27 protein-coding genes are annotated in these 19,029 nt (G+C 70.1%); 22 read left to right on the forward strand and 5 right to left on the reverse strand.

Going from position 1 to position 19,029, the window contains the following annotated elements; translation table 11 throughout:
* The 22 genes from rplX (at position 1) to ASD19_RS10375 (ending at position 13,656) form a co-directional block, all read left to right on the forward strand.
* Entirely contained in the window at positions 1–360 is a 360-nt protein-coding gene (gene rplX / locus ASD19_RS10270) for a 50S ribosomal protein L24 (protein ID WP_055992171.1), read from the forward strand.
* 2 nt (positions 361–362) lie between these two features.
* Positions 363–950 (forward strand): 50S ribosomal protein L5, encoded by a 588-nt coding sequence (gene rplE, locus ASD19_RS10275; protein ID WP_082543139.1) that lies wholly within the window; start codon positions 363–365, stop codon positions 948–950.
* 172 nt (positions 951–1,122) lie between these two features.
* Entirely contained in the window at positions 1,123–1,521 is a 399-nt protein-coding gene (gene rpsH, locus ASD19_RS10280) for a 30S ribosomal protein S8 (RefSeq protein ID WP_055992177.1), read from the forward strand.
* Between the two features lie 6 nt (positions 1,522–1,527).
* A complete protein-coding gene (rplF, locus tag ASD19_RS10285; RefSeq protein WP_055992180.1) occupies positions 1,528–2,064 on the forward strand; it encodes a 50S ribosomal protein L6 in 537 nt (178 codons plus the stop codon).
* 2 nt (positions 2,065–2,066) lie between these two features.
* Positions 2,067–2,426 carry a 50S ribosomal protein L18 gene (gene rplR / locus ASD19_RS10290; RefSeq protein WP_055992182.1) on the forward strand — a complete coding sequence of 120 codons (360 nt, stop codon included), beginning with the start codon at positions 2,067–2,069 and terminating at the stop codon, positions 2,424–2,426.
* A complete protein-coding gene (gene rpsE, locus ASD19_RS10295) occupies positions 2,423–3,115 on the forward strand; it encodes a 30S ribosomal protein S5 (RefSeq protein WP_134745969.1) in 693 nt (230 codons plus the stop codon). The genes rplR and rpsE overlap by 4 nt, the downstream gene beginning before the upstream one ends.
* Entirely contained in the window at positions 3,115–3,300 is a 186-nt protein-coding gene (gene rpmD / locus ASD19_RS10300) for a 50S ribosomal protein L30 (protein ID WP_055992188.1), read from the forward strand. Before rpsE ends, rpmD begins: the two co-directional genes overlap by 1 nt.
* Entirely contained in the window at positions 3,300–3,800 is a 501-nt protein-coding gene (gene rplO / locus ASD19_RS10305) for a 50S ribosomal protein L15 (protein WP_082543140.1), read from the forward strand. The genes rpmD and rplO overlap by 1 nt, the downstream gene beginning before the upstream one ends.
* A gap of 101 nt (positions 3,801–3,901) precedes the next feature.
* Positions 3,902–5,224: a preprotein translocase subunit SecY gene (gene secY, locus ASD19_RS10310; RefSeq protein WP_055992191.1), complete on the forward strand. Its 1,323-nt coding sequence runs from the start codon at positions 3,902–3,904 to the stop codon at positions 5,222–5,224.
* Positions 5,221–5,820, forward strand: a complete 600-nt coding sequence (locus tag ASD19_RS10315) for an adenylate kinase (RefSeq protein WP_055992194.1) — start codon at positions 5,221–5,223, stop codon at positions 5,818–5,820. The genes secY and ASD19_RS10315 overlap by 4 nt, the downstream gene beginning before the upstream one ends.
* A gap of 20 nt (positions 5,821–5,840) precedes the next feature.
* Positions 5,841–6,692, forward strand: coding sequence for a type I methionyl aminopeptidase (gene map / locus ASD19_RS10320; protein WP_082543141.1), 852 nt, complete (start codon positions 5,841–5,843; stop codon positions 6,690–6,692).
* Positions 6,693–6,749: 57 nt separating this feature from the next.
* Positions 6,750–7,424, forward strand: a complete 675-nt coding sequence (locus ASD19_RS10325; protein WP_055992197.1) for a DsbA family protein — start codon at positions 6,750–6,752, stop codon at positions 7,422–7,424.
* Positions 7,425–7,595: 171 nt separating this feature from the next.
* Complete coding sequence (gene infA, locus ASD19_RS10330) at positions 7,596–7,817, forward strand: translation initiation factor IF-1 (RefSeq protein WP_055992200.1); 222 nt, start codon at positions 7,596–7,598, stop codon at positions 7,815–7,817.
* A gap of 63 nt (positions 7,818–7,880) precedes the next feature.
* On the forward strand, positions 7,881–7,997 hold the full coding sequence (gene rpmJ, locus ASD19_RS10335) for a 50S ribosomal protein L36 (protein WP_005050492.1): 117 nt from the start codon (positions 7,881–7,883) through the stop codon (positions 7,995–7,997).
* Between the two features lie 154 nt (positions 7,998–8,151).
* A complete protein-coding gene (gene rpsM / locus ASD19_RS10340) occupies positions 8,152–8,526 on the forward strand; it encodes a 30S ribosomal protein S13 (RefSeq protein WP_055992202.1) in 375 nt (124 codons plus the stop codon).
* A gap of 25 nt (positions 8,527–8,551) precedes the next feature.
* The gene (gene rpsK, locus ASD19_RS10345; protein WP_055992206.1) at positions 8,552–8,950 is read left to right on the forward strand and encodes a 30S ribosomal protein S11; all 399 of its coding nucleotides are present in this window, start codon (positions 8,552–8,554) and stop codon (positions 8,948–8,950) included.
* Between the two features lie 163 nt (positions 8,951–9,113).
* On the forward strand, positions 9,114–10,103 hold the full coding sequence (locus tag ASD19_RS10350) for a DNA-directed RNA polymerase subunit alpha (RefSeq protein ID WP_055992209.1): 990 nt from the start codon (positions 9,114–9,116) through the stop codon (positions 10,101–10,103).
* Positions 10,104–10,142: 39 nt separating this feature from the next.
* Positions 10,143–10,667 carry a 50S ribosomal protein L17 gene (gene rplQ, locus ASD19_RS10355; protein WP_055992212.1) on the forward strand — a complete coding sequence of 175 codons (525 nt, stop codon included), beginning with the start codon at positions 10,143–10,145 and terminating at the stop codon, positions 10,665–10,667.
* 212 nt (positions 10,668–10,879) lie between these two features.
* Positions 10,880–11,359: an S-ribosylhomocysteine lyase gene (locus ASD19_RS10360; RefSeq protein ID WP_235563027.1), complete on the forward strand. Its 480-nt coding sequence runs from the start codon at positions 10,880–10,882 to the stop codon at positions 11,357–11,359.
* Positions 11,356–12,051, forward strand: coding sequence for a 5'-methylthioadenosine/S-adenosylhomocysteine nucleosidase (gene mtnN, locus ASD19_RS10365; RefSeq protein WP_235563028.1), 696 nt, complete (start codon positions 11,356–11,358; stop codon positions 12,049–12,051). The genes ASD19_RS10360 and mtnN overlap by 4 nt, the downstream gene beginning before the upstream one ends.
* A gap of 29 nt (positions 12,052–12,080) precedes the next feature.
* Complete coding sequence (locus ASD19_RS10370; RefSeq protein WP_055992215.1) at positions 12,081–12,932, forward strand: tRNA pseudouridine synthase A; 852 nt, start codon at positions 12,081–12,083, stop codon at positions 12,930–12,932.
* Between the two features lie 52 nt (positions 12,933–12,984).
* Entirely contained in the window at positions 12,985–13,656 is a 672-nt protein-coding gene (locus ASD19_RS10375) for an endonuclease/exonuclease/phosphatase family protein (RefSeq protein ID WP_055992218.1), read from the forward strand.
* Between the two features lie 10 nt (positions 13,657–13,666).
* Here ASD19_RS10375 and ASD19_RS10380 read toward each other — a convergent pair whose 3' ends face one another.
* From ASD19_RS10380 to ASD19_RS10400, 5 genes are all read right to left on the reverse strand, one after another.
* Entirely contained in the window at positions 13,667–14,479 is an 813-nt protein-coding gene (locus tag ASD19_RS10380) for a hypothetical protein (protein WP_055992221.1), read from the reverse strand.
* Positions 14,480–14,603: 124 nt separating this feature from the next.
* Positions 14,604–15,854, reverse strand: coding sequence for a hypothetical protein (locus ASD19_RS10385; RefSeq protein ID WP_156377175.1), 1,251 nt, complete (start codon positions 15,852–15,854; stop codon positions 14,604–14,606).
* A gap of 4 nt (positions 15,855–15,858) precedes the next feature.
* Positions 15,859–16,743, reverse strand: coding sequence for a hypothetical protein (locus tag ASD19_RS10390; protein ID WP_055992226.1), 885 nt, complete (start codon positions 16,741–16,743; stop codon positions 15,859–15,861).
* Positions 16,744–16,787: 44 nt separating this feature from the next.
* On the reverse strand, positions 16,788–17,390 hold the full coding sequence (locus tag ASD19_RS10395; RefSeq protein WP_055992229.1) for an arsenate reductase/protein-tyrosine-phosphatase family protein: 603 nt from the start codon (positions 17,388–17,390) through the stop codon (positions 16,788–16,790).
* Between the two features lie 6 nt (positions 17,391–17,396).
* Positions 17,397–18,833, reverse strand: coding sequence for a polysaccharide biosynthesis tyrosine autokinase (locus ASD19_RS10400; RefSeq protein ID WP_055992232.1), 1,437 nt, complete (start codon positions 18,831–18,833; stop codon positions 17,397–17,399).
* Between the last annotated feature and the right edge of the window lie 196 nt (positions 18,834–19,029).

The following is a 19,029-nucleotide window of genomic DNA, read 5'->3' on the forward strand; positions in this document are numbered from 1 at the left end:
ATGGCGAAGATCAAGAAGGGCGACCTCGTCCAGGTCATCACCGGCGCCAAGCAGGACCGCGGCGGCGACCGCGGCAAGCAGGGCAAGGTGCTCGAGGTCGTGGACGGCGGCCAGCGCGTCGTCGTCGAGGGCGTCAACTACATCACGAAGCACAACCGGATCGGCCAGACGCAGCGCGGCACGAAGACCGGTGGAATCGAGACGTACGAGGCCCCCATCCACATTTCCAACGTCGCGCTCGTCGACCCCGAGACGAAGAAGCCGACCCGCGTCGGCTTCCGCGTCGAGGAGCAGGTCAAGGACGGCGTCAAGAAGACTGTTCGCGTTCGCTACGCGAAGAAGTCGGGTAAGGACATCTGACAGTGAGCACCATTGACGCGCAGGCTGGCAAAATCCAGCCGCGCCTGAAGCAGGTCTACCGCGACCAGATCCGCCAGAAGCTGCAGGACGAGTTCGGCTACGAGAACGTCATGCAGATCCCTGGCCTGGTCAAGGTCGTCGTCAACACGGGTGTCGGCGAGGCAGCTCGCGACTCCAAGGTCATCGAGGGTGCGGTCGCCGACCTCACCGCGATCACGGGTCAGAAGCCCGTCGTCACCAAGGCGAAGAAGTCGATCGCGCAGTTCAAGCTGCGCGAGGGCCAGCCCATCGGCGCCCACGTCACGCTCCGTGGCGACCGCGCCTGGGAGTTCCTGGACCGCCTGATCTCGCTCGCCCTGCCCCGCATCCGCGACTTCCGCGGTCTGTCGGGCAAGCAGTTCGACGGCAACGGCAACTACACCTTCGGTCTCCAGGAGCAGTCCGTGTTCCACGAGATCGACCAGGACAAGATCGACCGCGTGCGCGGCTTCGACATCACGGTGGTCACCACCGCGAAGTCGGACGACGAGGGCCGGGCGCTCCTGCGCCACCTGGGCTTCCCGTTCCGCGCCGACGACCAGCAGGCCTGAGACATCTCTCAGGTCGGTCTGCGGTAAGATCGAGCGTTTGTGTTCCGCCGCCGGCCGGGATCTTCTCGGCCGGCGGCGGAGCCGCGCGAAGCACAACTGAATACGGATCGATCATCGAAGGTCGTCTGTCGTGGACCGGCAGCCGAAACCTCATGAACAAAGGACACGTCATATGACGATGACAGACCCGGTCGCAGACATGCTGACCCGTCTGCGCAACGCGAACTCGGCGCACCACGACACCGTGTCGCTGCCGTCGAGCAAGCTGAAGACGCACATCGCGGAGATCCTCAAGCAGGAGGGTTACATCGCGGCGTGGGAGGAGACCGACGCGCGCGTCGGCAAGACCCTCACGATGACCCTCAAGTACGGCCCGAACCGCGAGCGGTCGATCGCCGGCATCAAGCGCGTCTCGAAGCCCGGCCTCCGCGTGTACGCGAAGTCGACCGAGCTGCCCCGCGTGCTCGGCGGACTCGGCGTCGCCATCCTGTCCACCTCCTCCGGTCTTCTCACCGACCGTCAGGCTGAGCAGAAGGGCGTGGGCGGAGAAGTTCTCGCCTACGTGTGGTGATCCCTCATGTCGCGTATCGGACGTCTTCCCATTGACATCCCCGCCGGCGTCACCGTGACGGTCGACGGGCAGCAGGTCGCCGTGAAGGGCCCCAAGGGCGAGCTCGCGCTCACCGTGGCCAAGCCCATCGAGGTCAAGGTCGAGGAGAACCAGGTTCTCGTCACCCGCCCCGACGACGAGCGCGCCTCGCGCTCGCTGCACGGTCTCACGCGCACCCTGATCAACAACAACATCATCGGCGTGACCCAGGGCTACACCAAGGGCCTCGAGGTCGTCGGCACCGGTTACCGCGTCGCGCAGAAGGGCTCGGCCGTCGAGTTCGCTCTGGGCTTCTCGCACCCCGTGACCGTCGAGCCGCCGGCCGGCATCACGTTCACCGTCGAGGGCAACAACAAGCTCACGGTGAGCGGCATCGACAAGCAGGCCGTCGGTGAGACCGCCGCCAACATCCGCAAGATCCGCAAGCCCGAGCCGTACAAGGGCAAGGGTGTGCGCTACGCCGGCGAGGTCGTGCGTCGCAAGGCCGGAAAGGCTGGTAAGTAATCATGGCTGTGAAGTCGAAGTCGGCCGCGCGTACGCGCCGTCACGTTCGCCTCCGCAAGAAGGTCGTCGGCACCGAGGCCCGTCCTCGTCTCGTCGTGACCCGTTCGGCGCGCCACGTCTTCGTGCAGCTCGTCGACGACAGCAAGGGCCACACCGTGGCCTCCGCCTCGACTCTCGAGACCGACCTGCGCGGCTTCGAGGGCGACAAGACCGCCAAGGCCCGCAAGGTCGGCGAGCTGCTCGCTGAGCGCGCCAAGGCCGCCGGGTTCACCGACGTGGTGTTCGACCGTGGTGGCAACCGCTACGCCGGTCGTGTCGCCGCGATCGCCGAGGGCGCCCGCGAAGGGGGGCTGAACCTGTGAGTGACAACAAGGAGACCGAAGTGACCACCGAGGCCCCCGAGGCCGGCGCCGAGCAGGCGCAGACCGAGCAGCGCACCGAGCGCGGCGACCGCCGCGGCGGACGCGGTGAGCGCGGCCAGGGCCGTGGCGGCCGTGACCGCAACGACCGTGGCGCCGACAGCCAGTTCCTGGAGCGCGTCGTCACGATCAACCGCGTGTCGAAGGTCGTGAAGGGCGGTCGTCGCTTCAGCTTCACCGCTCTCGTGGTCGTCGGCGACGGCAACGGCGTGGTCGGTGTCGGCTACGGCAAGGCCCGCGAGGTGCCCCTGGCGATCTCGAAGGGCGTCGAGGACGCGAAGCGCAACTTCTTCCGCGTGCCCCGCGCCGGCGCCACCATCCCGCACCCCGTGCAGGGTGAGGCCGCGGCCGGTGTCGTCATGCTCCGCCCGGCGTCCGCGGGTACCGGTGTCATCGCCGGTGGCCCCGTCCGCGCCGTGCTCGAGTGCGCCGGCATCCACGACGTGCTGTCGAAGTCGCTCGGCTCGTCGAACACGATCAACATCGTGCACGCGACGGTGGAGGCCCTGAAGCAGCTCGAGGAGCCCCGTGCGGTCGCCGCGCGTCGTGGCCTCGAGTTCGACCAGGTCGCCCCTGCGCGTCTCGTCCGTGCGGAGGCCGAGGCCGCCGCTGCTGCGAAGGCAGGTGTCTGATGGCTGCTCGTCTGAAGGTGACGCAGACCAAGTCCAAGGTGAGCGAGAAGCAGAACCAGCGCGACACGCTGCGTTCGCTCGGCCTCAAGCGGATCGGCGACTCGGTCGTCCGTCCCGACGACGCGCAGACGCGCGGTTACGTCAAGGCCGTCGCCCACCTCGTCAAGGTTGAGGAGATCGACTGATGGCTGAGAAGAAGGCCACGGCCGACAAGGCCGACAAGAAGACCGCAGCCGAGGCCAAGCGCCCCGGTGTGCTGAAGGTCCACCACCTCCGTCCCGTCCCGGGCGCCAACACCGCGAAGACCCGTGTCGGTCGCGGTGAGGGCTCGAAGGGCAAGACGGCCGGTCGAGGCACCAAGGGCACCAAGGCGCGCTACAGCGTCCGCCCCGGCTTCGAGGGTGGCCAGATGCCGCTGCACATGCGCACCCCGAAGCTGCGCGGGTTCAAGAACCCGTTCCGCGTCGAGTACCAGGTCGTGAACCTGGACAAGCTCGCGGAGCTCTACCCGCAGGGTGGCGACGTGACCGTCGCCGACCTGGTGGCCAAGGGCGCGGTCCGCAAGAACGAGAAGGTCAAGGTTCTCGGTGGCGGCGACATCGCCGTGGCCCTGAACGTGACCGTCGACAAGGTCTCCGGCTCGGCTGAGCAGAAGATCGTCGCGGCCGGCGGCAGCGTCAAGTAACCCACGTCAAGGGGCCGGAAGCGATCGCTTCCGGCCCCTTGCGTTAGCCTGGAGGCCGGTCCCGCCCTCGCGGGCCCGTCTCATCCCCGGGAGGCACGTCCTTGTTCAGCGCCATCGCGCGGATCTTCCGCACGCCGGATCTGCGGCGGAAGATCGGATTCACCCTCGCGATCATCGCGATCTACCGCTTCGGCGCGCACGTGCCGGCTCCGTTCGTGAACTTCCCGAACGTCCAGAGCTGCATCGACCAGACGTCGGGCACCGACGGACTGCTCTCGCTCGTCAACCTCTTCTCCGGCGGCGCGCTGCTGCAGCTGTCGATCTTCGCGCTCGGCGTCATGCCGTACATCACGGCAACGATCATCACGCAGCTGCTCCGCGTCGTGATCCCGCACTTCGAGACCCTCTACAAGGAGGGCCAGTCGGGCCAGGCGAAGCTGACGCAGTACACGCGCTACCTCACGATCGCGCTCGCGCTGCTGCAGTCGACCACCCTCGTGACCGTCGCCCGCACCGGCCAGCTGTTCGGCGTGACGGGCATCCCGGAGTGCACGCAGCTGCTCGTCAACGACGTGTGGTGGGCCCAGCTGCTCATGATCATCACGATGACCGCCGGCACCGGCCTCATCATGTGGTTCGCCGAGCTCGTCACCGAGCGCGGCATCGGCAACGGCATGTCGCTACTGATCTTCACGTCGATCGCCGCGACCTTCCCGGCCGCCATGGGCGCCATCTGGCAGGCCCGCGGCTTCGAGATCTTCCTGCTCGTGATGGCGGTCGGCGTGCTCGTCGTGGCGCTCGTCGTGTTCGTCGAGCAGTCGCAGCGCCGCATCCCGGTCCAGTACGCGAAGCGGATGGTGGGCCGCCGCACGTACGGCGGAACCAACACCTACATCCCGATCAAGGTCAACATGGCCGGCGTCGTGCCCGTCATCTTCGCCTCGTCGCTGCTGTACATCCCGGCGCTCATCGCGCAGTTCAACACCCCGGCCGACGGCACCCTGCCCCCGGAGTGGGTGACGTGGATCTCCACGTACCTGACCACGGGCGACCACCCGCTGTACATGGCCATCTACTTCCTGATGATCATCGGCTTCACGTACTTCTACGTGGCCATCACGTTCAACCCGGTCGACGTCGCCGACAACATGAAGAAGTACGGCGGCTTCATCCCCGGCATCCGCGCGGGACGTCCCACCGCGGAGTACCTCGACTACGTGCTCACGCGCATCACGCTGCCCGGCTCGATCTACCTCGGTCTCATCGCCCTGATCCCGCTGATCGCGCTCGCGACCGTGGGCGCCAACCAGAACTTCCCGTTCGGCGGCGCCTCGATCCTGATCATCGTCGGCGTGGGCCTCGAGACCGTCAAGCAGATCGACGCGCAGCTGCAGCAGCGCCACTACGAAGGGCTCCTCCGATGACCTCCACCCGTCTCCTGATCGTCGGCCCCCAGGGCTCGGGCAAGGGCACGCAGGGCGTGCGGATCGCCGAGGCGTACGGCATCCCCGAGATCTCGACCGGCGACATCTTCCGCGCCAACATCAAGGAGGGCACGGAGCTCGGCCTGAAGGTCAAGGCGATCACCGACGCCGGCGACCTCGTGTCGGACGAGCTGACCGGCGAGATCGTGCGCGACCGCCTGTCGCAGCCCGACGCGGCCGACGGCTTCCTGCTCGACGGCTACCCCCGCAACATCGCGCAGCTGCACCACCTCGACGAGTTCCTCGCCGAGCGGGGCGAGTCGCTCGACGCCGTGATCGAGCTCGCGGTCCCGCGCGAGGAGAGCCTCAAGCGGATCGCGCTGCGGGCCGCGGAGCAGGGCCGCTCGGACGACACCGAGGAGGCCATCGCGCACCGCCTCGACATCTACGAGCGCCAGACCGCGCCGCTCCTCGCGGTGTACGGCGAGCGCGGCATCGTCGAGACGATCGACGGCGTCGGCAGCCTCGACGAGATCACCGATCGGATCCTCGCGGCGCTCGAGGCGCGCGGCCTCGTGCGCACGGCCGCGGTCTGACCCGCGCCGTCCTCCCGCACGTGTTCCGCAAGTCGATCTACAAGACCCCCGCGCAGCTGCGCGCGATGGTCGAGCCCGGCCTCATCACGGCCGCCGCGCTCGAGGCCGTGCGCCCGCTGATCCGCCCCGGCGCGACCACGCTCGAGCTCGACGCGGTCGCGTACCGCGTGATCACCGAGCGCGGCGCGCGCTCCAACTTCCAGCTGGTGCGCGGCTACCGGCACACGATCTGCGCCTCGGTCAACCAGGCCGTCGTGCACGGCATCCCGACGGATGTGCCGCTGCAGCCGGGTGACATCGTGTCGATCGACTGCGGGGCCGAGACTTCGGACGGCTGGAACGGCGACTCGGCGATCACCGTCGTGATCCCGGACCCCGAGCGTCCCGACGTGGTTGCGCGGCGCGAGGAGCTGTCGCGCGTGACCGAGGGGTCGATGTGGGCCGGCATCGCCGCGCTCGCGTCGGCGAAGCGCCTCGGCGAGGTCGGCGCCGCGATCCAGGACTACATCGAGGCGAACCCGCTGTCGCACTCGGGGCGGCCCGCGGGCATCCTGCGCGAGTACGTCGGCCACGGCATCGGCCGGAAGATGCACGAGGCGCCCTCGATCTTCAACTACCGCACGTCGGACCCGGGGGCCGAGATCAAGCCCGGGCTGGCGGTGTGCATCGAGCCGATGATGACCTCCGGATCGGACGAGACGTTCGTGGAGGACGACGACTGGACCGTCTCGACGGTCGACGGCTCGGACGGCTCCCACTGGGAGCACAGCGTCGCCGTGCACGATGGAGGCATCTGGGTGCTCACGGCACCCGACGGCGGTGCGGCCGGCCTCGCGCCGTTCGGCGTCGTGCCGGTTCCCATCGGTCGTTGAGCGGAGCGAAGCGGAGTCGAAACGCTCCCAGCCTCGCCAGGACATGAAGGAGATCCGATGAACACGAAGCGGACCAACTGGCTCGCGATCTGGATCTCGGCGGCCGTGGTCGTGCTGCTCGTGGCCGTCGGCGGCATCGCGGTCTGGATGAACAACCAGGCGACGGCCCGCGCCGAGTCGCCTGGCTCCGCCGTGGTCGACACGCGGACGGGCGCGATCGCCATCGGCGAGGGCGACGACGTCCTGGACGAATACGTCGACTTCATGTGCCCGATCTGCGGCGACTTCAACGACATCTACGGCGAGACCGTGCGCGACCTCGTCGCGGCGGGGGAGCTCACGCTCAACCTGCATCCGATCTCGATCCTCGACCGCTATTCGCAGGGCACCGAGTACTCCACGCGCGCGGCGGCCGCGACGTACTGCGTCGCCGACGCGAACCCGGATGCCGTGTACCCGTTCTTCGAGTCGCTCTACGCGAACCAGCCCGCCGAGGGCTCGACCGGTCTCACGGACGAGCAGCTCATCGGCTACGCGGCCGATGCGGGAGCGGGCGATGCGGAGTCGTGCATCGCCGAGGGCGAGTACCGCGACTACGTGACGCAGATCACGGAGGAGACGCCGGTGCAGCCGGGCGCGCAGGGGATCGGCACGCCCACCGTGCTCCTGAACGGCGAGTTCGTCGCCCTCACGGGCGACCCGGAGGCCGACATCGCCTCCCGGGTGCGCTGAGCGCGGTGCGGCCTACCACCGCGCGACACGCCGAGGTTGCCGACACGCCCGGCGTCGCCTAACATAGATCTTTGGTGCCTTGCGCCTGTTTCGGCGTGTCGCCGCGACCGCATCTCCGGCACCGAATCCACCCACCGCAGACCGACCGGTCTGCACAAGCAAAGCGAGTCTATGGCGAAGAAAGACGGTGTCATCGAGATCGAGGGTGTGATCACCGAGGCTCTGCCCAACGCGATGTTCCGCGTCGAGCTGACCAACGGTCACAAGGTCCTCGCCACGATCTCCGGGAAGATGCGGCAGAACTACATCCGGATCATCCCCGAGGACCGCGTGGTCGTGGAGCTCAGCCCCTACGACCTCACGCGCGGCCGCATCGTCTATCGCTACCGCTAGGCCGGTCGAGAAGTAACGGCCGTGCCCGAGAGGGCGCGGTACGAAGACAGCGAAAGAAGAATCATGAAGGTCAACCCCAGCGTCAAGCCGATCTGCGACCACTGCAAGGTGATCCGTCGCCACGGCCGCGTCATGGTCATCTGCAAGAGCAACCCGCGCCACAAGCAGCGCCAGGGCTGATGCGGGCCCCTCGGGGCCCCGTCTCTCGCAGCACACAACTCAACATCTGAATCTCGGCAGGATCAGAACCCGCGTCACGCGGGGGACACCTCGGGGCGGAGGCCCGGGCACCGATCCTGCTCCACACCTCCAACAACACTCAGGAGAAAGTCGCATGGCACGTCTTGCCGGCGTCGACATCCCGCGCGACAAGCGCGTGGTGATCGCCCTCACGTACATCTACGGCGTTGGACGCACTCGCTCGAACGAGATCCTCGCCGCCACTGGCATCAGCCCCGAGATCCGCGTCAAGGACCTGAGCGACGACCAGCTCGTCGCGCTCCGTGACTACATCGAGGGCAACTACAAGGTCGAGGGTGATCTGCGCCGCGAGGTCGCCGCCGACATCCGTCGCAAGGTCGAGATCGGCTCGTACGAGGGTCTCCGCCACCGCCGCGGCCTCCCGGTCCGCGGTCAGCGCACCAAGACCAATGCGCGCACGCGCAAGGGTCCGAAGCGCACCGTCGCCGGCAAGAAGAAGGCCCGCTAAGCGCGGTTCGGTTTAGGAGAACAACATGGCTGCACCCAAGACCGCTGCGCGCAAGCCGCGCCGCAAGGAGAAGAAGAACATCGCCGTGGGCCAGGCCCACATCAAGTCGACGTTCAACAACACGATCGTCTCGATCACGGACCCGTCCGGCGCCGTCATCAGCTGGACCTCGGCCGGTGGCGTGGGCTTCAAGGGCTCGCGCAAGTCGACGCCGTACGCGGCCGGCATGGCGGCCGAGTCGGCCGCCCGCCAGGCCCAGGAGCACGGCGTCAAGAAGGTCGACGTCTTCGTGAAGGGCCCGGGCTCGGGCCGCGAGACCGCGATCCGCTCGCTGCAGGCCGCTGGCCTCGAGGTCGGTTCGATCCAGGACGTGACGCCTCAGGCGCACAACGGCTGCCGCCCGCCCAAGCGCCGCCGCGTCTGACGTGATCCCCGCCGGGGAGCCAGGCTCTCGCAGCCCTGGCCCCCCGGCGTCTCGTCGTCCCACGGCCGCGCGTCCCTGAGACACGGCGCGTCGTCCGAGAACAACTCAAGACCTCATCCACGCAAGTGTCATATAGCGGGCACTTGATCGAAAGGAACAACCAGTGCTCATTGCACAGCGTCCCACCCTCACCGAGGAGAAGATCTCGGAGTTCCGCAGCCGGTTCGTCGTCGAGCCCCTCGAGCCCGGCTTCGGCTACACCATCGGGAACGCGCTCCGTCGCAGCCTCCTCTCGTCGATCCCCGGCGCGGCGGTGACCAGCATCCGCATCGACGGCGTGCTGCACGAGTTCAGCACCATTCCGGGCGTCAAGGAGGATGTCACCGAGATCATCCTCAACATCAAGCAGCTCGTGGTGTCGAGCGAGCGCGACGAGCCGATCACGGCTTACCTGCGCAAGACCGGCGCCGGCGAGGTCACGGCCGCCGACATCTCGGCCCCGGCTGGTGTCGAGGTGCACAACCCCGAGCTGGTCATCGCGACGCTCAACGACACCGCCAAGTTCGAGCTCGAGCTCACGATCGAGCGCGGCCGTGGCTACGTGTCGGCCGTGCAGAACCGCAACGAGTACGCTGAGGCCGGCCAGATCCCGGTCGACTCGATCTACTCGCCGGTGCTCAAGGTCAGCTACCGCGTCGAGGCCACGCGTGCCGGTGAGCGCACCGACTTCGACAAGCTCGTCCTGGACGTCGAGACCAAGCCGTCGATCGCCCCGCGCGACGCCGTCGCCTCGGCCGGCCGCACGCTGGTCGAGCTGTTCGGCCTGGCCCGTGAGCTGAACGTCGAGGCCGAGGGCATCGAGATCGGCCCGGCGCCGGTCGAGACCGTCCTCTCGAACGAGCTGTCGATGCCGATCGAGGACCTCGACCTGTCGGTCCGCTCGTACAACTGCCTCAAGCGCGAGGGGATCAACACGGTCAGCGAGCTCGTCGCCCTCTCGGAGACGCAGCTCATGAACATCCGCAACTTCGGACAGAAGTCGGTGGACGAGGTGCGCGACAAGCTCACCTCGCTCGGCCTGTCGCTCAAGGACTCGGTGCCCGGCTTCGACGGCACCGGCTTCTACGGCGGCTACGACGACGAGTCGCTCTGATCCGTTTCGACTTCTTTCCGACAACTGGAGTAACAAGAAATGCCTAAGCCCACGAAGGGTCCCCGCCTCGGAGGCGGCCCCGCCCACGAGCGTCTGCTTCTCGCGAACCTCGCGGCGGCTCTGTTCACGCACAAGTCGATCAAGACGACCGAGACCAAGGCCAAGCGCCTGCGTCCGCTCGCCGAGCGCCTGATCACGTTCGCGAAGCGCGGCGACCTGCACGCGCGTCGTCGCGTGCTCTCGGTCATCGGCGACAAGGAGGTCGTGCACACGCTGTTCGCCGAGATCGCGCCGCTCGTCGCGGAGCGTGAGGGCGGCTACACCCGCATCACCAAGGTCGGCAACCGCAAGGGCGACAACGCCCCCATGGCCGTGATCGAGCTCGTCCTCGAGCCCGTCTCGCCGAAGGTCAAGAAGGCCGCGCCGGCCGCCGAGAAGGCGCCGGTCGCCGAGGAGGCCCCGGCCGAGGACACGACCGAGGTCGTGGAGGAGGCTCCGGCCGAGGAGACCACCGAGGCCGCTGCCGAGGAGACCGCCGAGGCTCCCGCGGAGGAGACCAAGTAAGTCCCGCCCGCATCGCACGAAGGGTCCTGCCGTCCGGCAGGGCCCTTCGTCGTTCCCGGGCGAGTGGGGAGGCGCGGCGCCGTTTCGACTCCTCGCTGGCGCTCGTCGCTCAACGACCACGAATCGGCGTCCCCCCGTGGTCGTTGAGCGAGCGAAGCGAGTCGAAACGTCGCCGAGCTTCCCGGCTGCGGCGGGGCGATTAGGCTCGAAGGGTGACCGAGCCCCGCATGAACGTCGAGTCCTTCAATCTGGACCACCGCGCCGTCGCCGCACCCTACCTGCGCGTTGCCGACCGCAAGGTGCTGCCGCACGGCGACGTGATCGTGAAGTACGACGTGCGCTTCGCGCAGCCGAACGTCGCGCACCTCGAGATGCCGGCCATCCACTCGCTCGAGCACCTGTTCGCGGAGAAGAGCCGCAACCACTCCGACCGCGTGATCGACTTCTCGCCCATGGGCTGCCAGACGGGCTTCTACCTGATCCTGCAGGGCGACCACACGTTCGAGCAGGTGGAGGAGCTCGTGGCCGCGACGCTGCAGGACATCCTCGACGCCGACGAGGTGCCCGCCGCCAACGAGGTGCAGTGCGGCTGGGGCGCGAACCACACGCTCGAGGGCGCGCAGCGGGCCGCGCGCGCGTTCCTGGCCGAGCGCGGCCAGTGGTCGCAGGTCTTCGCGGGCGAGAGCCGGTGAGCGCCGGATCCGTCGCGGTCGTGCTGGTCGCGATGGAGGAGGAGGCCGCGCCCTTCCTCGAGCGCGCCGGCGAGGTCAGCGAGCCCGTGGTCATCGGCCGCGCGGAGCACCGCGGCATCGTCGTCGACGGGCGGACGCACGTGCTCGTCCGCACCGGCATCGGCATGGTCAACGCGGCCGACGCCGCGGCGGGCGCCATCGCCCGCTACGGTCGCGAGGTGCACCTCGTGAGCGCCGGATCCGCCGGGGGGCTCGCGAGGGGCGTGCAGGTCGGCGACGTCGTGGTGAGCGATTCGCTCGTGAACGTCGGCGCCGACGCGCGCGCCTTCGGGTACGCGCTGGGGCAGGTCCCCGGCATGCCCGTCGCCTACGACGGCGACGCGGAGCTGCGGCAGGCCCTCCTGGGCGCAGCCGGCGACCTGACCGTGCGGGAGGGATCGATCGGCTCCGGTGAGCGGTTCGTGACCGCAGAGCTCGCCGAGGAGCTGCGCCGCGACTTCCCGCACCTGCTCGCGGTCGACATGGAGTCGGCCGCGATCGCGCAGGTGGCGCACAACCACGGCGTGCGCTTCGTCTCCGTGCGCGCGGTCTCCGACCTGTGCGCGCCCGACGGCACGGAGTTCCTGACCCACATCGACGGCGCCGCCGAGCGCTCGGCGCGCGTCGTGCTGGGCGCGCTCGCGGCGCTCTGACGCGAGCCGGTGCCGCATAGGCTGGAGCCGTGCCCCGCATCCGCCTCGACATCGCCTACGACGGCACGCACTTCCGGGGCTGGGCCCGCCAGCCGGGCCTGCGCACCGTGCAGGGAGTGCTCGAAGGGGCTCTCGAGCGCATCATCGGGTCGCCGGTCCCGCTGACCGTGGCGGGGCGCACCGACGCGGGAGTGCACGCCACCGGCCAGGTCGCCCACGCCGACCTGGACGAGGCGCAGTGGGCGCGCGCCACGCAGCGCCGGCGCGACAGCGTGCGCCACGAGGACCCGGTCGCTCCGCTCGCCCGCCGCCTGACCGGCGTGCTGGGCCAGTACGCCGACGTGGCCGTCCTCCGCACGTCGACGGCGCTCGAGGGCTTCGACGCGCGCTTCTCCGCGGTCTGGCGGAGGTACGAGTACCGGGTCGCGGACACCGTCACGGGCTACGACCCGCTCGAGCGGCACCGCACGACGACCGTGCGGGCCGAGCTGGACGTCGAGGCGATGGACGCCACCGCCCGCAGCCTGATCGGCCTCCACGACTTCGCCGCCTACTGCAAGCCGCGGCCCGAGTCGACCACGATCCGCACGCTGCTCGACTACGAATGGAGTCGAGACGACCTCGGTGTGCTGGTGGCCCACGTGCGGGCCGACGCGTTCTGCCACTCGATGGTGCGCGCCCTCGTGGGCGCATGCGTCGCGGCAGGCGAAGGCAAGCTGCTGCCCGAGCACCTCGTGGCGATCCGGGACGCGCGCCTGCGCACCAGCGAGTTCAAGGTGCTGGCGGCGCGGGGCCTCACACTGACCGAGGTCGGCTACCCGGCCGACGACCTGCTCGCCTCTCGCGCGGAGCAGACCCGGCGTCGGAGGGACGACGAATAACCTCGTCAACCCCAGGGGGCGCGGAGACCGCCGAGCGTAGGGTGGATCCGACATGAGGGTGATCTCGTACAACCTGCGCAAGCATGCCGCGGCCCACGAGCTCGAGGAGCTGGTGGACCGATGGGAGGCGGACGTCCTGTGCCTGCAGGAGGCCGACACCGCCCACCTGCCCTCGCACCTCGCGGGGCTGACTCTCGCCCGCGCGACGGCCAAGAACCGCCTGGGCCTGGCGCTCTACTACCGCGAGAACATGTTCCAGCTCCAGGATGTCGTGAGCCTGTCGCTCAAGAAGTCGCTCCACGACATCCTGCTCCGGCCCGCGCACGAGCGCGTGCTCGCCGCGCGGCTGCGCGACATCGATGCAGGACGCGACGTGGTGATCGCGTCCTTCCACGCCGCGCCGCTGACGGCGCTGAACTCGCTGCGCCGCCACCAGATCCGGACCGCGCTCACCGAGCTCAGCAAGCTGGGCGACGGGCTGCCGGTGCTCATGGTCGGCGACTACAACTACCCGGTGTTCAAGGAGCGCCTCGGTGAGCACATCCGGGGTCACGGGCACGACCTCACGCTGAGCGACGCGCGCACCTACACGCGCTACCGCTTCTTCAAGGGGCACTACGACTTCGCGACGTCGATCGGACTCGACATCGGCAAGGTGACCACGCTGCCGCAGGGCGCGTCGGATCACCTGCCGATCCTGGTCACGGCGACCTACCGGAACTGAGGCGCGCCGCTCAGCCGAACAGCGAGTCGACGATCGCGCCGATCACGCCACCGTCCGACTCGGGCTCGTCAGGCGAGTCGCTGGGCCGCGGGGTCGACGTCGGCGTGCGCGCGTCGTCGCCGCTCGCGGGGGCCTCCGCGGTCGAGCTGGGGCTCGGCGCTGGAGCCGGCGCGGTCGCCGACGGCGGGGCGGATCCGGTCGGCGACGGCTGGGCGACCGGCGGAGCGCTGGGGGCGGGCTGCGCGGGCTGGACGGGGGCGGCTTCCTCAAGGGGCGCCTCGGGAGCGGACGCCGCGTCGGCGGCCGGCGGGGCGGCCGGCTGTGACGGCGAGGCGACCGGGCTCGGGCTCGGTGTGGCGGTGGGGCGAGGCGTCACGCCGATCACGGTGGGCGACGCGAGCGGCTCGGGCGTGGAGACGGCGCGCGCGGCGGCCGGCGCCTCGGAGGCCCATGCCCACAGCGCCGTCGTGGCGCCGCCGCCGAGGAGGAGGAGCGCGAGCGCGCCGCCGAGGATCGGCCCGCGTGCTCGCCGCGGCTGAGGAGCCTGGACGGGCTCGGTGGGCTGCGGCAGGACGGAGTCCTCGTGCCGGCCGTACCGGGGCAGCGGAGCGGTCGGAGCGGAGTCCCCGGCAGGCTCCGGCGCGGGGCGCTGCTGCCCGCGGCGCATGGGGCCGGGGTTCGCGCGCGCGATGTCGCCGGGCGAGGTCGCGTCCGCGAACTGCATCGCGAACGACGCGTCCGTGGTCGGCCGCGCCTTCGGCGTCGCCGGGCCGATCGGCTGGTCATGATCGTCGTCGGCGAAGAGCTCGTCGAGTCCGCTCATCCTGTCATCACCTCTCCGTCTGCCCCCGCCGCGGAACCATACCGGGTCAGCCTGAAGGGGCGCGGATCGCACCGGCACATTCGTCTGCTAGGGAGGATGGACGAGAACGGCCGTGGCGGCGGGCTCAGCCCTGGGTGTCGGTTCCGCCCAGTCCGGGCGGCAGGATGACGCCGCCTCCGCCGCCTGGCTGCTCGTCGGTCGGCGGTTCGCTGGGCTCGGTGGTCGGCTCGGGCTCGGTCGTGGGTTCCGGCTCCGTCGTAGGCTCGGGCTCCGTGGTCGGCTCGGGCTCGGTCGTGGCCGGCGGAACGACCGGGTCCACCGGCGCCTCGTACGCGGGCGGCTCCTGGGCCAGTTCCTCCAGGCGCGCCTGTTCGTCGCGCAGGGCCCCGACGGCGGCGAGAAAGGCCGCGATCGCGTCGGGTCCATCCACGCCGGTGGCGGCGGCTGCGGTGTCCAGTGCGTCGTGGAGCGCCGCGCCGACGAGCGGTGCGGCGTCATGGGTCGAGGCGGCGACATCCGGGAACGTGTCGGTGAGGGCCTTGACGGACGCCAGGGCCGTCTCCGAGGCGCCGGTCAGTCGGCGGTCGATCTCCTCGATCGCCGTGAGGATCTCCTCCACGAGCGCGCTCTGGTGCGCCACGGTCTCGAGCCCGTCGGAGAGCTGCGCGGGCGTGGCGACGCCAGCGATCTCGAGCTCGAAGGGCTCCGGCAACGCGACCGCGTCGACGGCCGAGGCCTCGCGCTTCAGCGCGGTGGCCGCATCGCGTGCCGCCGCGACCAGCGCCGGATCGAGAACCTCCTCGGCGCCGCGGAGCGCCGTGCCGGCGCGATCGGCGAACTGGGAGGCGGCCGCGGAGGCGTCCAGCAGCGACTGATGCTTCTGGGACAGCAGGGTGGTGGCCGACGCGAGCTCGGCCTGCGCCTGCTCCAGGGCGTCGGCCTGGGCCTGGTTCGCCGCGGTGGCCGCGAGCTGCGACGCTGCGGACTCCTGCGCCTGAAGGGTCATCGCGGTCACCGCTGCGCCGGTGCCGACGAGCGCGACGACGAGCGCACCGCCGAGGAGGACGGCGCGCGGCGGAACGCGCCGGAGCACGGCGAGCGCCGCGGCCGATCGCCGTGCAGTGGGCCGGGAGTCGACGCCGGGCGGGGCCGGCGCCGCGGCTCCGCGATCCGATGCTCCGTCGGGCGAGACGAACAGGGAGTCGAGGCGCGTCGTCGCGGCGGCCGCGCTCGGTGCGTCGGCCGAAGCAGGCTGCCGGCGCGGCTGTCCGTCGAAGAGTGACTCGAGCGGGGCCCCCGACGGGGAGTGCTCCTGCTTCGCGGCCGGCCGGACCGCGCGCTTCTCCCCCTCGAAGAGGGAGTCCAACCCGCTCATGACGTCAGCCCCAGTTCGCGCCGCCGTCGGCCGAGCGGCCCACGACGTCACCGGCCCATGCGACGACCGTTCCGTCGCCGCCGGCGGCCAGGGCCACGTCGCCCGGGGCGTACTCGGCCGCCAGGCAGGCGCCGGCGGGTGCGACGGCGCCGTCGGCGAGCGCTGCGACCTGCACGCCCGCGCACTGCGCCGCGGTCCCGTCGAGCATCACGCGGAAGCCATCCGCCGCGGCGTGGACGGTCAGGGCCCCCGGTGCGGGGACAGGAGCAGACCACGTGGCGGCGTTGTCGGCCGTCGTGACGACCGTGGCGTCGTCGCACAGGGCGATCGCGGTCGTCTCGTATGCCGAGAGGGCAAGTGCGGTGCAGGGCAGCGGCACGTCGCCCGCAGGGGCGTGCACGGTCGTCGGAGCGCCCGGGTTGAAGTACCAGGAGCCGGCGACGAGATCGGCGGTCTGCTCCCACGCCGCGCCCTCGCTGAAGGACCACATGCCGCTCGGGGCGCAGGTCGCGTCGAGCGTGACCGCCTGGCCGATGTCGCCCGACAGCAGCCTCAGCACCTGCGAGGCGCCGGCCGTGCTGGTGTCGCCCGCAGCCCAGGTCGCGCCGGCGTCGGTGCTGAACTCGACGGTCGGGGCGTTGCCGCCGCATTCACCGGTCGTCGACCGGATGAGCGTGCCCGTGGTGAGCTGCGTGAGATGACGGGTCGGAGCGACGGCTGCCGGGGCCTCGGGCTCGGCGGACGGAGTCGCGGAGGCGGTCGGCTCCGGCGATTCGGTGGGCGTCCTCGTCTCCGAGGGGGATTCAGCCGCGGGCGGCGTGCCCCGATGCTGCGTGAGAGCGAGCGCAGACAGCACCAGCACGACGACGCCGAGCAGCCCGACTCCCACGAATGTCCACGTTCGGGGCAATGTGCCCAGACTCTGGCGGAGTCTCATGCCGATCCCGCATCCGCGGCGCGGCGCAGCAGGGCCACGGTCGTCGCAACCGCGGGTGAGAGGTGCTGTGCGGACTGCTCGAACACGTCATCCGATCGGCGGTACGGGTCGATCACATCGTCGCCGTCCTCGGTCGCGGCCGGCGGCACCGTGCCGCGCGAGAACCCGATCTCCTCGACGGCCAGCCGCATCCGCTCGGCCGCGTCCGGCTCGTCGCGGACGAGGTCGTCGATCGTCTCGGCGGGCACCGCCTCGGCGATGCGGGCGAACTCGCGGATCGTGAACGTGTAGCGCGAGGCGCGGGGGACGAGTTCGACGATCTGGCGGCGGTGCTCACGAGCCATCCCCAGCACCAGATCCGCCTCCCGGATCATGTCGGCGGTGATCTGCCGCGCCCGGTGCGTCTCGGGCGTCAGAACTCCGAGGCCGCGGGCGATGCGCAGCGACTGGGTGGGCATGCCCTCGTCGACCAGGGCTCCGGTGCCCGCGCTGGCGACGGCGACCGGCAGGCCCTGGAGGCCCAGGGCGAGCAGCTGCTCGCCGAGCGGCGAGCGGCACACATTGCCCGTGCACACCGTCAGGATCGTGAACGTCCCCATCGCCGTCTACCTCTTGCCGGCGGTGCTGCGCCGGGCGGCCTGCTCGCCCTCGCGTCGCGACTCCAGCACGCTGTCATCGATTGGGTTGTTCTGGCCGTAGCCGTACTCGCCGTAGCCGTAGCTGTCGGGGCCCTTGGTCGGCAGCTTCGTCACCACCACGCCGAGAAGCTCGGCGCCTGCGGTCTCCAGCGTGCGGACGGCAGCCTGCAGAGCGGCCTTCTTGGTCTGGCCCGAAGCGGCGGCGAGGATGACGCCCTTCGTCTTCTTGCTGACGACCGCGGCATCGGTGACGAGAAGCAGCGGCGGGGCGTCGATCAGCACGTAGTCGAAGTGCTCGCCCAGCATCTCCAGCAGGCGATCCATGGCCGTCGACCCGAGCAGCTCGCTCGGGTTCGGCGGCACCTTGCCTGCGGGCAGCACGTACAGCTGAGTGCGGCCCCAGCGCTGCAGCGCGTCGACCAGCTCGACCTTGCCGATGAGCACGTCGGTCATGCCCACGCCGCCCTCGATGCCCATGTACGTCGCGAGCTTGGGCAGGCGCAGATCGCCGTCGAGCAACGCGACGCGGGCGCCGGTCTCGGCCAGGGAGATCGCGAGGTTCGCCGTCGTGGTCGACTTGCCCTCGCTCGGCCCCGCGCTCGAGACGACGAAGGCACGAGAGCCGTCCCCGACCTGCAGGAACTGCAGGTTCGTGCGGAGCGTGCGGAACGACTCGGCGCGCGGGTTGCGCGGGTCGGCGTGCACGATGAGCGGGCGCGAGCTCGCCTCCGGGTCGTACGCGATGCCGCCGAGAAGGGGCTTCTGCGTGATCTGCTCGATGTCGTGCAGAGAGTGAATTCGGGTGTCGAGCATGCTTCGCAGGAAGGCATATCCCAGTCCGACCACCAGGCCGACGAGGAGGCCCGCCGCGAGATTGACCGGCACGCGCGGGCTCACGGGGGCCCCGGGAACCTGCGCAGGCTGCACGGTCTTCAACTGCACCGGGCTCGGCTCGCCCTCGCCTGCGGGCGCCTCGAGCTCAGTCGTCACGACCTGGATGAAGCTGTCACCCACGGCGTTCGCGATATCGGCCGCAAGCTGCGCCTCATTCGCGCTCGCGGTGATGTTGAGCAGGACCGAGTTCGTGGGCGAACTCGCCGTCACGCGCCCCGTGAGCTGACCGAGCGGGATGCCGAGCTGCTCGGATGCGGGCTCGAGCACGATCGCGGTCTTGACCACATCCACATAGCTCGTCACGATCTGCCGGGCGAAGGTGCTGCCCTGCACGAGATCTCCGGTCGCGGCGTCGTTCGAGCGCACGGACACGAAGAGCTGCGTGGACGACTGGTACACGGGTGTCGCGAGCAGGGAGGCGGTGGCGCCGAGGCCGAGACCCAGCAGCGTGGTCACGACGATGACGATCCAGCTCTTGTGAAGGATCCGGATGATGTCTTGTAGGGTCACGTGCTCTCCTGGTCGCGTGGGCATACCGATTCTTGCATGTCCCGTGCAACCCACCTGGTCTGATGCTGAATCGCAGGATGTGAGAGGTGCGGAGGGCTGTGCTGCCCGTCGCGGTGGCGCTGGCGCACCGGGCTCGGTTACCCGTCACTGTTAGCATTGCGCAGGTCCCGGCCGAGTCCGAACGTGGGTTCCCGCC

Source organism: Microbacterium sp. Root53, assembly GCF_001426925.1.
Lineage (GTDB): Bacteria > Actinomycetota > Actinomycetes > Actinomycetales > Microbacteriaceae > Microbacterium.